The 15,592-nt window shown below is 34.0% G+C and carries 14 protein-coding genes; 9 read left to right on the forward strand and 5 right to left on the reverse strand.

Features of this window, described 5'->3' with window-relative positions; genetic code table 11:
- Window positions 1–4: 4 nt before the first annotated feature.
- Genes ligA through yihA form a run of 5 tightly spaced genes read right to left on the reverse strand, consistent with a single transcriptional unit; the run spans window position 5 to window position 6,487 of the window.
- Window positions 5–2,023: an NAD-dependent DNA ligase LigA gene (ligA, locus tag C8N28_RS10545; RefSeq protein WP_132224597.1), complete on the reverse strand. Its 2,019-nt coding sequence runs from the start codon at window positions 2,021–2,023 to the stop codon at window positions 5–7.
- Between the two features lie 26 nt (window positions 2,024–2,049).
- Window positions 2,050–3,264 carry a multidrug effflux MFS transporter gene (locus C8N28_RS10550; RefSeq protein WP_132224599.1) on the reverse strand — a complete coding sequence of 405 codons (1,215 nt, stop codon included), beginning with the start codon at window positions 3,262–3,264 and terminating at the stop codon, window positions 2,050–2,052.
- A 20-nt stretch (window positions 3,265–3,284) separates the two neighbouring features.
- Entirely contained in the window at window positions 3,285–5,000 is a 1,716-nt protein-coding gene (locus tag C8N28_RS10555; RefSeq protein WP_132224601.1) for a M3 family oligoendopeptidase, read from the reverse strand.
- A gap of 10 nt (window positions 5,001–5,010) precedes the next feature.
- On the reverse strand, window positions 5,011–5,859 hold the full coding sequence (locus C8N28_RS10560) for a UbiA-like polyprenyltransferase (RefSeq protein ID WP_132224603.1): 849 nt from the start codon (window positions 5,857–5,859) through the stop codon (window positions 5,011–5,013).
- Between the two features lie 25 nt (window positions 5,860–5,884).
- Entirely contained in the window at window positions 5,885–6,487 is a 603-nt protein-coding gene (gene yihA / locus C8N28_RS10565) for a ribosome biogenesis GTP-binding protein YihA/YsxC (RefSeq protein ID WP_132224605.1), read from the reverse strand.
- 112 nt (window positions 6,488–6,599) lie between these two features.
- Here yihA and ubiE point away from each other — a divergent pair, with 112 nt between their 5' ends.
- The 9 genes from ubiE (at window position 6,600) to C8N28_RS10610 (ending at window position 15,378) form a co-directional block, all read left to right on the forward strand.
- On the forward strand, window positions 6,600–7,331 hold the full coding sequence (ubiE, locus tag C8N28_RS10570) for a bifunctional demethylmenaquinone methyltransferase/2-methoxy-6-polyprenyl-1,4-benzoquinol methylase UbiE (RefSeq protein ID WP_132224607.1): 732 nt from the start codon (window positions 6,600–6,602) through the stop codon (window positions 7,329–7,331).
- A 57-nt stretch (window positions 7,332–7,388) separates the two neighbouring features.
- Window positions 7,389–8,153 carry an SDR family NAD(P)-dependent oxidoreductase gene (locus C8N28_RS10575; RefSeq protein ID WP_132224609.1) on the forward strand — a complete coding sequence of 255 codons (765 nt, stop codon included), beginning with the start codon at window positions 7,389–7,391 and terminating at the stop codon, window positions 8,151–8,153.
- Window positions 8,154–8,205: 52 nt separating this feature from the next.
- Complete coding sequence (locus C8N28_RS10580) at window positions 8,206–8,655, forward strand: GatB/YqeY domain-containing protein (protein WP_132224611.1); 450 nt, start codon at window positions 8,206–8,208, stop codon at window positions 8,653–8,655.
- 100 nt (window positions 8,656–8,755) lie between these two features.
- Window positions 8,756–9,514, forward strand: coding sequence for an alpha/beta fold hydrolase (locus C8N28_RS10585; protein WP_132224613.1), 759 nt, complete (start codon window positions 8,756–8,758; stop codon window positions 9,512–9,514).
- A gap of 38 nt (window positions 9,515–9,552) precedes the next feature.
- Window positions 9,553–10,215 carry a CBS domain-containing protein gene (locus tag C8N28_RS10590; protein ID WP_132224615.1) on the forward strand — a complete coding sequence of 221 codons (663 nt, stop codon included), beginning with the start codon at window positions 9,553–9,555 and terminating at the stop codon, window positions 10,213–10,215.
- 53 nt (window positions 10,216–10,268) lie between these two features.
- Window positions 10,269–11,150 carry an NAD kinase gene (locus C8N28_RS10595; RefSeq protein ID WP_132224617.1) on the forward strand — a complete coding sequence of 294 codons (882 nt, stop codon included), beginning with the start codon at window positions 10,269–10,271 and terminating at the stop codon, window positions 11,148–11,150.
- Between the two features lie 156 nt (window positions 11,151–11,306).
- Entirely contained in the window at window positions 11,307–12,047 is a 741-nt protein-coding gene (locus C8N28_RS10600; protein ID WP_132224619.1) for an isoprenyl transferase, read from the forward strand.
- Window positions 12,048–12,164: 117 nt separating this feature from the next.
- Window positions 12,165–14,729, forward strand: a complete 2,565-nt coding sequence (locus C8N28_RS10605; RefSeq protein WP_132224621.1) for a BamA/OMP85 family outer membrane protein — start codon at window positions 12,165–12,167, stop codon at window positions 14,727–14,729.
- A gap of 115 nt (window positions 14,730–14,844) precedes the next feature.
- On the forward strand, window positions 14,845–15,378 hold the full coding sequence (locus C8N28_RS10610; protein ID WP_132224623.1) for an OmpH family outer membrane protein: 534 nt from the start codon (window positions 14,845–14,847) through the stop codon (window positions 15,376–15,378).
- Window positions 15,379–15,592 lie beyond the last annotated feature (214 nt).

A 15,592-nucleotide genomic window follows, 5' to 3' on the forward strand; every position in this document is an offset into this window, starting at 1 on the left:
ATGGCTATTTTATCATTTCAAATAACTCTTCTTGAGAAATTATGTTAATATTTAATTTCTGAGCCTTTACTAATTTAGCAGGACCCATGTTTTCACCCGCAATTAAATAATCTAAATTCCCTGAAATGCTGCTTAACATCTTTCCCCCATTCATTTCTATTATCTGCGTTAATTCATTTCTGCTTATGTTTTCAAAGACTCCGGATATTAAAAATGTTTTCCCAATTAGTTTTATTCCAGTAGATTGTTTTTCTATTTTCTCTGTTTGAAACTTTAAGCCTGATAGTTTTAAAAGAGTGATTTGTTCTATATGTTCTGAATTGTTAAAGTAATTAATTAGGCTTTCGGCAATTCGATCTCCAATTTCATGTACTGCAGTGATTTCTTCTTTAGTTGCTGAAATTAAGGAATCTATATTTTCAAAATGCTCTGTAAGCTTTTCTGCTATAGTAGCACCAATGTGCCGGATACCTAAGCCAAAGAGCACTCGGTGAAATGGTTTTTCTTTTGATTGTTCAATTCCTAAGAGCATATTGCTGATCGACCTCTCTCCAAACCTTTCCATTTCAACTAGTTGATCATAGTGGCTATCTAAAGTATATAAATCACTTATATGTTGTATAATCCCTGCTTTGTATAATGCTTCAACAGTTTCGTTTCCTAAGCCGCTTATGTCCATGGCTTTTTTGCTTGCAAAATGTTGTATTCCACCAATGATTTGAGGAGGACAATGTTGATCGTTTGGACAGTAATAAATAGCTTCACCTTCCTCTCGTTCTAAAAGACTGTTACATTCTGGACAATTGATTGGGTATTGAATGGGTAAAGAATCTGGTTTTCTTTTACTTAAATCAACAGAAATAATCTTAGGAATGATTTCACCACCTTTCTCTATAAACACTGTGTCGTTTTCATGTAAATCTAATCGTTTTATTTCATTAGCATTGTGAAGCGTTGCGCGCTTTACGGTTGTGCCTGCTAATAAAACAGGTTTTAAATTAGCAACTGGTGTTACAGCGCCTGTACGACCTACTTGATAGCTGACTTTATTTAAGATTGTTTGAACTTCTTCAGCTTTAAATTTATACGAAATTGCCCACCTTGGAGATTTAGCTGTAAACCCTAAATCCTCTTGTTGGATATAATTGTTTACTTTGATAACTATACCATCGATATCAAAACTTAGAGAGCTTCGGTTTTTCTCCCAGTAAGAGATGAATTCTAAAACCTCTTCAATGTTTTTACAAGTTGAAAAATATTTGCTTACTGGAAATCCCCATTCATTTAATGCTATTAAGCTTTCAGAATGTGTTTTAAAGAATTTGTCGCGGTTGTTTGTATATAAGAAATAGAAATAGCAATCGAGCGGACGTCGGGCTACTTCTGTTGAATCTTGGAGTTTAATGGTTCCAGCTGCAAAATTTCGTGGATTTGCAAAAGTAGTCTCTCCTAATTCTGCCCTATTGTTATTTAAACGAAGAAATGCAGCACGATGCATAAAGATTTCTCCGCGGACTTCGAAGACCTCTGGGTAGTTGTTTTTTTTTAGTTGGTGAGGAATGCTACGTATAGTTTTAACGTTATTTGTAACATCATCTCCTCTAGTGCCATCCCCTCTCGTTATAGCTCTAACAAGTTTTCCATCCTCGTATCGAATACTTATTGATAAGCCATCAAACTTAAGTTCGCAAATATATTCTATATTTTCACCTACAGCTTTTTTTACCCGATCGTCAAAGTCTTTTAATTCCTGTTCGTTATAAGTATTACTTAGAGAAAGCATCGGCCAGGTATGTGCTACTGCCTCAAATTTTTTAGTAATATCGCCACCTACTTTTTGAGTAGGTGAATCATTATCATAAAATTCTGGATGAGCGCTCTCTAATTCATAAAGTTCTTTTAACTTTTGGTCGAAATCATAATCAGAAATAGTTGGCTGTGCTAATACATAATAGTTATAATTATGTTTCTTTAACTCAGCTCGTAAAGTTTCAATTTTCTTTTGAATTGTTGAACTAACCATAAATACGAAGTTAAATATTCAGAGAATTAATTAAGGTCTAGACTAGCAGTATTTATTGTTTTATTTTTTGGAATAAATAGTAAAATCAAATAACTCACAATTGCACAAGCAGCCATTATTGAAACCATAGGTATATTTGTTCTATTATGAGCAATACTTACTAATACAGATGCAATTGCTCCAATAGAAAGCTGAATAGTACCTAATAATGCCGAGGCGCTTCCAGCAGATTTAGAAAATGGATTAAGAGCTAAAGCCGATGTGTTTGGAAATACGAAACCCTGACAAGCTAGGAAGCAGAAAATAAGAATAATAATTCCATATAATGTTAAAGAGTTACTGAGTGCTAGAATTAGCATCAGAGATCCTGCAATAGCTTGAGCCATTAAAGCGTATTTAGAAATACTTTCACTGCTAAATCTTTTTAACATTAGGGTATTTAACTGACTTGTTGTAATTAAACCTGCTGCTAATAGCGCAAAGACCCATCCATATTGTTTTTCATTCAAGCCGTATATCTCCATCATAACAAATGGAGATCCTGAAAGATAAGCATATAATCCTGATGATGCTGTTCCCCCTGCTATAGCATATATGAGGAATTGAGGGTTTTTAAGAACTTTCCAAAAGCCTTTCATAATTGGAGCAGGCAATAAAGAAATAGTTGTGTTAGGTTTGCTTTTTGGAAGTACAAAGATAACACCTAATAAAATTAAGATCGTCAATACTGTAAGAAAAACAAAAATATAATGCCAACCCCATATTTCAATGATATATCCTCCTATTGTAGGAGCTAATATTGGTGAGATACCAATTACTAACATCAGCATAGAAAAAATCTTTGCAGTTTCGGTTGGTGGAAAATAATCACGAACCATTGCCCTTGAGGCAACCATTCCGGCGCAGCTACCTAAGGCTTGAACGAAGCGAAGAAAAATAAGTCCATCTGCTGATTGTATAAAAACACAACCTATAGAAGCTCCAATATAAATTAACAACCCAATAAGTAAAGGAGACTTTCTTCCGAACCGATCTAGTAGGGGACCATAAATCATTTGACCACCAGCAATTCCTATGAAGAAACTAGTTAAGGACAATTGAATATGCTCAATATTTGTTTGTAGATCTAATGCTATTGCTTTGAAGCCAGGAAGGTACATGTCAATAGAAAATGGTCCAATTGCTGATAATAGACCAAGCATTAATATAATTAAAAACTTATTATTTTTAGTTTGAGTCATTGACAATTTTTTTCGAAAGATCAACTTAGCTTATCAAGTTCTAGTTTAACGAAATCTACAAGTTCTTTTACATACTCTTTGTTAAACTTAAATGTGATGCCGGCGGTTTCATATATTTCTGGAATAGTTTTAGTATAACCGAGCTTCAGGGCACTTAAGTAGTTATTTAAACCCTTTTCTGGATTTTCGATATAGTTTTTCCATATGGCGATGGCTCCCAATTGGGCCATTCCATACTCTATATAGTAAAAAGGCACTTCAAAAATATGCAGTTGTTTTTGCCATAAATTCTTGAGTGCAGCTGGATGTTTATCCCAATCAGCAAAACTATGTCCGAACCGTATAAATATCTTTTCCCACTCTTGCTCTCTTTCTAAATCAGTATGGTTTGGATGAGTGTAGATCCAATGTTGAAATTGATCTATTGTAGCAACCCATGGTAGTGTTTTCAACACATCAATAAGCTGATCACGTTTGGCGCGTTTTAAATCTTCTTCATTGTTAAAGAAAACATTCCAGTGTGACATAGAAATTAGTTCCATAGACATTGAAGCCAGTTCTGCTACTTCACTAGGTAGATGTTTAAAATCGTTCAGTTCTAAGTCTGCTGATATAAATGTATGTAAAGCATGACCCCCTTCATGTACCATTGTGGTAAGGTCGCGAAAAGTATTAGCAGAATTCATGAAAATAAAAGGAGCCCCACTTTCTGACAATGGGTAGTTGTATCCACCTGGAGCTTTCCCCTTCCGACTTTCTAAATCGAACAAATTATTGGCCTTCATTATTTTAATACGCTCGCCGATATAACTATCAAGCTTATAAAAACATTGCTGAGTTTTTTGTATTAAATCTTCCCCATCATTAAAAGGTTTTAAAGGAGTTTGTCCTGAAGGATCAACATCCATATCCCATGGTTCTAGATTCTTTAGTCCAAGTTTTTCTTTTCTTCTCTTTGCTTCTATGGCCAGGACAGGCACTACCGTTTTTTCAATAGCATCATGAAACTGGTAACAATCTTCTGGAGAATAATCGAAACGACCCATTGCTTCAAACATATAGTCTCTGAAATTAGTAAAACCAGCGTTATTCGCAACTTGATGTCTTAGACTTCTTAATTTATTAAATAACTTATTAAGGTCTGCTTTATCCTCCAGTCTTCGAGTAGTAATTGCATTCCATGTTGTTTCTCGGATGGACCTATCAATACTTTTTAAAAAAACAGCTGCTTGTTCTAATGTGTATTCTTTTTCATTCAACAATACAGACATAGAACCTGTAATTGATTGATATTTTTGTTGTTCTAGCTGAATCTCAGTTTGGAGACGAATGTTTTCTTCTCTAAAAAGGTCAAGAGATTTTTGGACACTGCGTAAGTAAATAGAATATTTCTTAGAATCGAGTTCTTTAACAAAAGGAGAATCGACCAATTTTTTATTTAATTGATTATTGATGGGAGCTATTTTAGGTTCAATTTCAGTTGCGAAATATTGGAAATCAAGAAGAAGTTTCTCATCGGTGGTATTGCAGGTCATTCTAATATAACGCCAAGCGGCATCTTCTTCCAAAATTGCTTCTAGTTCGCTACGGTTTAGCATCCATTCTTCAAGTTCTTTTAATGAATTGATAGGTCTATTTAGTAGATCAAGAAATAGAGGATGTAACTCTTCCCAAATAATTTGAAGACCTTGTGGTACAAAATGTCTTTTCTTTTTATTTAGTGTCAATTTTTTCATTCTTTATTATTTAAAACCAGATATCTAATAAGAAAAACAGAGCGAAAATAACGGATGCTATTCCGTTGGTTGTCATAAAAGCTTTATTCACTCGTCTTAGATCTGTAGGACTGATAATTATATGTTGATAAATCAATAGCAAAATATAAAACAATACACCTATATAATATAACCATCCTAGATCTAAATAGAATATAGGTAATGTGATAAAAATCGCTGATAGAATATGAAAGATTTCAGATATATGCAAAGCGTTTTTCGTTCCAAAGAAAGCAGGTATAGAATTTAATTCGTGATCCTTGTCAAACTCTTCGTCTTGTAAAGCATATATAATATCGAAGCCACTAACCCAAAAAATAACCGCTAAAGAATAGAAGACAGGTACAATGTTGAATGTTCCTGTTACAGCAAGATAAGCGCCTAAAGGAGCCAAGCCTAAACCAATTCCTAAGACAATATGGCATAAAGCTGTGAATTTCTTGGTGTAACTGTAACCTAAAACAACAGCTAAGGCTATTGGAGATAAATAGAAACAAAGAGGATTAATAAACCATGTAGTAGCTATAAATAATGCGCAGTTCAGAAGAGTGAACGTCAGGGCTTGAGATGCTGAAATTTTTCCAGCAGGAATATCCCGCATCGCTGTTCGTGGATTCATTGCATCGATATCACGATCGAGGTATCGATTAAAAGCCATTGCAGCATTTCGTGCAAAAACCATACAGCAAAGCATTAGAATAAAGAGTAGTAAGGTAAAGTTTGCGTCGGTAGTATAGATAGCTAAAAAGAAACCAATTATAGCAAAGGGAAGTGCAAAAATACTATGAGCAAAAAGAACCAATGAAAAATACTTTTTCATATATTAAACGAAGACAATGTTTCAACTAGGATTGGAAATTCTTATTAATATCATTAATAGCAATTAATATCTCAGGACAGCCCAAATGTGTTTCTGCAGATGAAAGAAATACTTCTGGTACCTCCTCAAACCACTCTAATAGAGCTTTTTTAAATTTAGCGATGTTTTGAGTAGACCTTAAATTCGACTGTTTATCTGCTTTCGTGAAAATTAGTAAAAAAGGAATGCCATTTTCTCCAAGCCATTGACAAAATTCTAAATCTATTTTCTGTGGTTCATGCCGACTATCAATTAGCACAAATAGACATTGCAGGTTTTCACGTACACGTAAGTATTTGCGAATGAACTTTTCCCATTCATCTCGATTGGAACGAGAGGTTTTTGCATATCCATATCCAGGTAGATCAACTAAATACCACTCATTGTTAATTATAAAATGATTTATTAATTGAGTTTTTCCGGGCGTTTGAGAGGTTTTTGCTAAATTCTTCTTGTTAGTAAGTGCATTTATAAGCGAGGATTTACCAACATTTGAACGGCCGATAAAAGCGTATTCAGGTAAATTAAGTTCAGGTAATTTGTCGGTTCTTGTATTACTACATAGAAATTCAGCGCTTTTAACATTCATATTGCAAAGTTAAAACATTAATGCGAGAAATTGAATGTTCATTCGGTCGTATGAAATCAAGCTTTTGTTTATAGGTTTTTGTGGATTCAGCTTTGTATATTTGCATTGAGCAATGTCAAGAATTATTACACCGTACGAACAAGAAGATATAGGCAAGAAGCAACAGGTTGCTGATATGTTTAATAATATCTCAAAGAAATACGATTTTTTGAATCGTGTTTTATCTTTTGGAATTGATAAGATATGGAGAAGAAAAGCCATCTCTACTTTGAAAACGTTGAGGCCTCAGCTTTTGTTAGATGTAGCTACAGGTACAGGCGATTTTGCTTTAGAAGCAATTCGAATTTTAAAACCAAAAAAGGTTATCGGTATTGATATTTCGGAAGGTATGTTAACTATTGCGAAAGACAAAATATTAGATCGTAAATTGTCAGATTGTTTCGAAGTTCAATTAGGAGATTCTGAAAAACTGGCTTTCTCAAATGATACTTTTGATGCCGTTACAGTAGCTTTTGGGGTTCGTAATTTTGAAAATTTGCAACAAGGATTAGATGATATCTGTCGGGTTATTCGTCCAGGTGGGCAAGTGGTTATTTTAGAGTTTTCTAAGCCAAGGAGATTCCCTATAAAGCAATTGTATACATTCTATTCTAAAAATATTTTGCCACAAGTAGGGAAGTTGTTTTCTAAAGATAATAGGGCTTATTCTTACCTTCCTGAATCAATCGCTCAATTCCCTGATGGTGATGATTTCACTGATTTATTATTAAATGCCGGATTTAAGCAGGTTTCATGCAAACCGCAAACTTTTGGCATATGCACTATATATATTGGAATTAAATAAGATCTTTAACATTCCTACTAAGGAGGTTATTTGATCTCAACGAATACATAATCAGTTATGGCAAAGATAGCAATGATTACAGGAGCCAGCGCCGGTATTGGAGAGGCCTGCGCAGAAATTTTCGCTAAGAATGGTTATAATCTCATTTTATCTGCAAGGCGGTATGGTCGTCTTGAAAAACTATCTAAACGGTTATCGAATGATTATGGCATCCTTATACAGATAATGGAAGTTGATGTTCAGGATAAAGAGGATGTGATTAATAATTGGGATAAATTGCCGGAAGAGTGGAGACATGTCGATGTCCTGATTAATAATGCTGGTTTGAGCCTTGGGCTAGAACCTATTTATAATGGTGAAATAGATGATTGGGATAAAATGATTGATACCAACATAAAAGGTTTATTATATGTTAGCAGAATGGTAATTCCAGGGATGAAAGAAAATAAATTTGGTCATATAATTAACATTGGCTCAATAGCCGGAAAGGAAGTATATCCTAATGGCAATGTTTATTGTGCGACAAAGCATGCTGTAGATGCTTTAAGTAAATCAATGAGAATTGATTTATTGCCCTATTCTGTGAAAGTAACAGTTTTACATCCCGGTGCAGTTGAAACAGAATTCTCGGTAGTGCGTTTTAAAGGAGATGCAGGTCGGGCAAAAAAGGTTTATGAAGGATTTGACCCACTTTTAGCAAATGATATTGCCGATGCTGCATGGTATGCTGTTTCGCGACCACAGCATGTAAATATCAATGAAATGTTAATTATGCCGACAAGTCAGGCAAATAGTGTTTTTTTTAATAAGGAATCTAATTAAGAGTTTGCAGTAAAATATTAGTAGAATAGAATTTTTAATAATTTAGTTTTATATGGCACTAAAGAATCAAATTGACCAAGATATAAAGGCAGCTATGTTGGCAAAAGACCAAGCACGTTTAAGAGGTCTTCGTGCTATAAAATCGGCAATTTTAATGGCTGAAACAGAAAAGAATGCTGGTGTTTTTAATGAAGAATCAGAGATAAAAGTTTTACAACGTCTTATTAAGCAACGAAAAGAATCAGCAGAGATCTATCAGCAGCAGAATCGTCCAGATTTATATGCAATTGAGAAAGAAGAGCAGGATGTTATTGAGAGCTATTTGCCGAAGCAGTTAGATAGAGATGAAATCAGAAAAATCATTCTTTCAATTATTGAAGAAAATGGTTTTACCAGTATAAAAGATATGGGTAAAGTTATGGGTATGTCGAATAAAATACTTGCTGGAAAAGCAGATGGAAAAACTATCTCAGAAATAGTTAAAGAAGTATTGGCACCTTAATAAACAATAATAAATTTAACCTAATTTTATTACATTTAGAAAAAATTGGGCAAGCATTAAATGTAGTCTAAAGGAAATAACAAATAGTTAAAGATACTCTATGGATTTTACCATAAAAGAAGATAAAGGTTTTAAATACGTTGATGAAGGGGAAGGAGAAGTAATTGTATTGCTTCACGGGTTAATGGGCGCATTAAGTAATTGGGAATATGTAGTTAATCAATTTAAGGATAATTATCGGGTAATTATTCCCATGTTACCGATTTATGAAATGCCCATTCTAACTACCGGTGTAAAAAGCCTGTCAAAATTCTTGAAGAAATTTGTGACTCACATGCAGCTTAAGGATTTTATTATTGTTGGTAACTCTTTAGGAGGGCACGTAGGATTGATGTATGTTGCATCCAATCAGTCAAATGTTAAAGCATTAGTATTGGCAGGAAGTTCTGGTTTATATGAAAATGCATTTGGCGGGTCTTTTCCTAAAAGAGGTAATTATGAGTATATAAAAGAAAAGGTTCAGTTTACTTTTTATGATCCAGCGACAGCTAGTGAAGAGCTTGTCGATGAAGTTTTTGCTACGGTAAACAATAGAGAGAGAGTGATTCGTATTTTGGCAAATGCTAAATCGGCCATTCGTCATAACATGGCTAAAGACCTTCCAAAGATAAAAATACCTGTTTGTATAATATGGGGAAAACAAGATAAGGTAACACCGCCAGATGTGGCAGAGCAATTTAATGCATTGTTGCCTAATGCAGAATTACATTGGATTGATAAATGTGGGCATGCTCCTATGATGGAGCAGCCGGTAGAGTTTAATATTGTATTAAAGGAATATTTAAGTAAATTAAACTAAAAGCAATATTAATCGTTTAATCTATAAAGAAAACAACGGTGACTGCAAAAGAAATAGTATCAAATTCTATCTACCCTGCTAAGACTTCCGATAGCTTGCGGGCATTGTTGAGCCGTATGCAAGAATATCGGGTTGAACATTTACCGCTTATTCGTTATAATCAATTAGTTGGCTTAATACACGAAGATGATGTTATTGCAGCTATTGATAGAAAGGATGACTCTAAACTTAAGGACCTTCCTCATGAGTTGATTTATATATATGAAAATCAACATATCTATGATGTAGTACGACTGTTCTACATTCATCAACTTGATATATTACCAGTTATTGACGAAAAACAGTATTATGTAGGGTGTATTACTATACATGACGTCCTCAATGAGGTTGCAATGATTACCACGTCAGATGAACCAGGTGGAATTATTATTCTCGAAGTAAATAATCGTGATAATTCTTTATCACAAATTGCTCAGATTGTTGAATCAGACAATGCTCAGATTATGAGTTCCTATGCACGATCTTTCCCTGACTCAACAAGGATGGAAATTACTTTGAAGCTCAATAGAACAGATATTGCATCTATTGTAGCATCATTTCTAAGATATGATTATGAAGTGAAAGCTACCTTCAACGATGTTCGGGTTTATGACACTTCTCGTGATAGGTATGAACAGCTTCTTAATTATTTAAATATGTAACTTAGCCGTCTATAAACAGATAGCTTTGTAATGCCAAGACCCTTAAGAATAGAATGAAAGTTGCAATTTACGGTATAGAGTTTCAAAAAGTAGTAATTCCATATGTTGAACAGCTCTTTAAGTTATTGAAGAGTAGGAATGTTGAGATCTGGGTATTTAAAGAGTTTGATTCTTTTCTATCCACCTTTATGGAGTGTGGTTCACGTAATACTTATAAAGATAGGTTTGATTTGCCTCATGATATTGATTTTATGCTGAGTCTTGGAGGAGATGGAACGATGCTTTCTGCTGTTTCAATCTTACGCGATTCAGAAATTCCAATAACCGGGATAAACTTAGGCAGATTAGGTTTTTTGGCGAGCATAAATAAAAACCATATTGAACAAGCTTTAGAACTATTATTGAATCGAGAATATAGTATTGAAAAAAGAACTCTTTTATCTGTTGAGGCAGATGGTATGGAATTGTTTAATGGCGATAGGTTTGCTTTGAATGATGTTACCGTTCTTAAAAGAGATTCATCAGCTATGATCACTGTCAATGTTTATCTAAACGGAGAGATTTTAAATGCTTATTGGGCAGATGGGATGATATTTGCGACTCCTACAGGATCAACTGCCTATTCATTAAGTTGTGGCGGACCAATCATTCTGCCAGGCTCTGGAAATTTTGTTATAACACCTGTTTCTCCGCATAATTTAAATGTAAGACCACTGGTAATCTCTGATAAGGATGAGTTAACTATTGAGATTGAAAGTCGAAGTGAAACCTATCTATTATCATGTGACTCACGAACATGTGATCTAAAGACAAGTGTGAAGCTTAAAATAACGAAAGCTAATTTTAATATTAATCTTATCAGATTGAAAGATGAGAGCTTTTTTTCTACCCTTCGTCAAAAGTTATTGTGGGGATTAGATACAAGAAACTATTAAATCTTCAGAAATTTATAACATTCTGCTTACCTTTGGCTCTTAATTTCAATTTAAGTATTAAAGATTTATTGCTTTTTTTGGAAAAATATTTTAATAAAAAGCTCTTCAGGGTAAGATTTTTATTTTTATATGCATAAATAGGTAATTACATTATAAATGGAACTAAAAGAACAGATAGACCTGAATAAGTTACCGAAACATGTTGCCATTATTATGGATGGGAATGGCCGATGGGCGAAAGAAAGAGGAAAATTAAGAGTATTTGGACATAGTAAAGGTGTAGATTCTGTTCGTCAGGTTGTTGAAGCAGCAGTTGAGGTCGGTATTCCATATCTTACCTTGTATGCATTTTCAACAGAGAATTGGAACCGTCCGAAGCTTGAGGTTGTAGCATTAATGGAAATTTTAGTTTCGGCAATTAATAAAGAAACTAAAACGTTAATGAAGAATGGGGTGAAATTAAATGCAATAGGAGATTTAAAACATTTACCTGAATCTTGTTATAAACAATTATCAAAAGCAATTGATCTTACATCCAAAAACACAAGTTGTACTTTAACTCTTGCATTGAGCTATAGTTCCAGGCAAGAAATTACAGAAGCTACTAAAAAGATTGTTAAGCAAGTATGTGATGGGACGTTAAGTATTGATCAGATTGATCAGGATGTTTTTTCTAATAATTTGGAAACTGTAGATATACCAGATCCAGAATTAATGATTAGAACAAGTGGAGAACAACGAATAAGTAATTTCCTGCTATGGCAACTTGCTTATTCTGAATTATATTTTGTTGATAAATTATGGCCTGATTTTAACAAAAATGATTTCTACGAGTCTATAATAGCGTATCAGAAGAGGGAAAGAAGGTTCGGACTTACAAGTGAGCAGGTATCCTAAAAAAGATATAGCTTGAAAAATGCGATATTGTGGATTATTTCTACTTTTTTTGCAAAATAATATTTTAACAAAAATTAACAACTGTTTGCGCTACTTTAGCAGCGTTAAATTATATCAATGAAGCAACTACTTTTTATATTTTGTTTGATGTTACTGGGAAGCGGTGTTTCTTTAGGTCAGATCCAGTCCGGAAATATTAATAATACAAATTCGTTAACTCAAGATGATGGGTTCAGTTATATAAGACCGCAAGAATATATTATCGGTGGTGTTGAAGTAAGTGGGACTCAGTATTTAGATAATGATGTTTTAATTACGATATCTAAATTGAGTGTCGGCAATCGTATCGAAGTACCTGGTGAAGCAATTTCTAACGCAATAAAAAACCTTTGGCTTCAAGGTTTATTTGATGATGTGGCTATCAATGTGAAATCTGTTAAAGGAGATTCGATTTTCTTTGATATAGCGGTGGTTGAGCGGCCTCGTTTAACACGAATTGATATAACAGGTTTAAATAAGTCTCAGATTAAAGATATCCAAGAACGTGTTAATGGAAATTCTGGTAAAATATTGAATGAAAATTTATTGAGTACAACCAAAAATACGATTGAAAGATACCTTGCTGAAAAGGGGTACCTTTATCCTGAAATTAAAATGTCTCAGGTGAAGGACACTACTGAAGTAAATAATCAGATCCTAGTAGTGGATGTCGATCGTAATAGTAAAGTAAAAGTAAACCGAATCAATATTGATGGAAACAGTGTTTTTTCTGATAGTAAGCTTCGGAAGTTTATGAAGAAGATCAAGCAGCGTACATGGTGGAGAGTTTGGGGGTCTGGTAAGTTTAATAATAAAAAATACGATGAAGCAAAGGTTAATCTAATTACCAAGGTTCATGAAGAAGGATACCGCGATGCTGAAATTTTATCAGATACAGTACGTAAAGTGAGTAATAAACGAGTAGATATTGATATTAAATTATATGAAGGTCCGAGATATTATTACGGAAATATTAGTTGGTCTGGAAATGCAAAATATAGTGATACAGTTCTAAACACAGTGCTGGGAATTAAGAAGGGGGATGTTTTTAGTGAGGATAAATTGATGGTGAAGCTTTATGGACCATCTCGTTCCGGAGCAGATGTTTCATCTCTTTATTTGAATGATGGATATCTAACATTCAGTGTTGACCCTGTTCAGACCAAAATTTACGGAGATACCATTGATATGGAGCTTCGTATGTATGAAGGACCACAGTATACGGTTAGTAAGGTGAGTGTTAAAGGAAATGATGTAACGAATGACCGTGTAATTTTAAGAGAAATAGCTAATAAGCCAGGTCAGAAATTCTCTAAAGATCTGGTAATGCGTACAGTACAGACCATTGCACAATTAGGTAATTTTGATGAAACGAAAACCAATCCTGTTCCAATTCCAAATCAACTTGAAGGAACTGTGGATATGGAATATAATGTGGTTGAGAAGCCTTCTGATCAAATTGAACTTTCTGGAGGTTTTGGTGGAAACCGGATCATCGGTACTTTAGGATTAACATTTAATAATTTCTCTACCAGGAAATTGTTTGATAAAGGTGCCTGGAAACCATTACCAAGAGGAGACGGACAGAAATTGAGCCTTCGGGGTCAAACAAATGGTAAACAATATCAGTCATATAGCTTCTCATTCTCAGAGCCATGGTTAGGGGGTAAAAAACCTATCTATTTTGGTATAAGTGCATTTACTTCATCATCATCTTATGGATATAATCCATGGACAGGGAAGCAAACTGTTCCTGATGAGGAAATGCAGCGTATTAGAATGAATGGATTTACAATAAGCTTAGGTAAGCGATTAAACTGGCCGGATAATTATTTTAGACTAAATTATGCAGCGAATGTTCAACAATATAAGCTTCAGAACTGGAGAGGATATTTATTTGAAACAGGAACTTCTTATAACTTTAACTTAACACAAGAAATAAGCCGGAACTCATTGGATGCCTTAATTTATCCAACTTCAGGAACGAACATTAAGTTTACAATTCAGGCTACTCCACCTTATTCTTTATTTAATAATACAAATTATTTAACTGCATCTGATAAGGAACGCTATAAATTTACAGAGTATCATAAATGGAAATTTGATTCTCAGTGGTTTCAACGAATTGCTGGTAAGCTGGTATTGAAGGCACAGGCACAATTCGGGTTCTTAGGAACTTATAGCAGTGCAACTGGCCAACCTGCATTTGAGCGGTTTAAATTAGGAGGAGATGGAATGCAAGGTTTTGATTTTATTCAAGGTTCTGAAATCATTGCCATGCGTGGTTATGCAAATGGATACATTATTCCTGAAGGATCAGATCCTGGAGTTGCGCAAAATTCGGGAAGCCCAATTTATACTAAATATCAGTTAGAACTTCGCTATCCAATTATGGTAACTGATCAAGCTACTGCTTTTGGTCTGGTATTTGGAGAAGCAGGTAATACTTGGAATAATTTTAAAGATTTTAATCCTTTCCAGGTTCGTCGTACTTTAGGTGTTGGTGCACGTGTATATTTACCTATTTTTGGTATGTTAGGTATAGATTACGGATATGGGTTTGATGCAATTCCTGGAGTAGCAGAGAGTCAGTGGAGACAGAATGTTACTTTTAGTATTCAACAAAATATAGGAGGATTTTAAATAATCAAGACTTACCTTTGTATGAAGGTAATCTTAAGTATCTTTCAAATCGAAACAATTTTAACAAACGAGATATAAACTAGAATAAATAATAATAAAAAAAGAACAATTTAAAATGAAAAATTTAATAAAAGCAATCGCTATAGTTGCCGTGATCTTCTTCTCTGCTGGAGTTGCTAATGCTCAACAGAAATTGGGACATATTAATTCCGGTGAGATTCTACAGGCAATGCCTGAAGTAAAAACGGCTGATGCAGCCTTTGAAGCATTTCGTCAAACAAAACTAAGTGAATTAGAAGCGATGGATAAAGAGCGTCAAGGAAAAATCACTACATTTCAAGAGAAGTATAAAACACTTACTGAAGCAAATCAAGCTGCACTTGGTCCAGAACTTGAAGCATTAAATCAAGAAATTCAGGATATAGAGCAGAGAATTAATGATTTAGATCAGAAAGCTCAAACAGACCTTACACAAAAGAGAGAAGAACTTTACAAACCTATTTTAGATAAGGCTGGAAATGCAATCAAGGCTGTTGCTAAAGAGCAAGGTTTTGCTTACGTTTTTGATACACAAAATCAAGCAATAGTTTATTTTGATGGTGGACAGGATATCACAGCTTTAGTTAAAACTAAATTAGGTATACAATAAACCAAATCTAAGGGACATTGTAGAAGACATAAGGGCAAAGCTTTATAAAGCCACAACAATGTCCTTTTAAGATACATGAATAATCTTTATTGTTTTATAAGGCAGTTGAGTAAAACATTCACTAACAAAAAAAGCGAATCAATTAGATTCGCTTTTTTTGTTAGTGAATTAATATTATTGATGACAAATGAAATAATACTTTAAATGGCGTTAA

This window comes from Albibacterium bauzanense (genome assembly GCF_004339765.1).
Taxonomy (GTDB): domain Bacteria; phylum Bacteroidota; class Bacteroidia; order Sphingobacteriales; family Sphingobacteriaceae; genus Albibacterium; species Albibacterium bauzanense.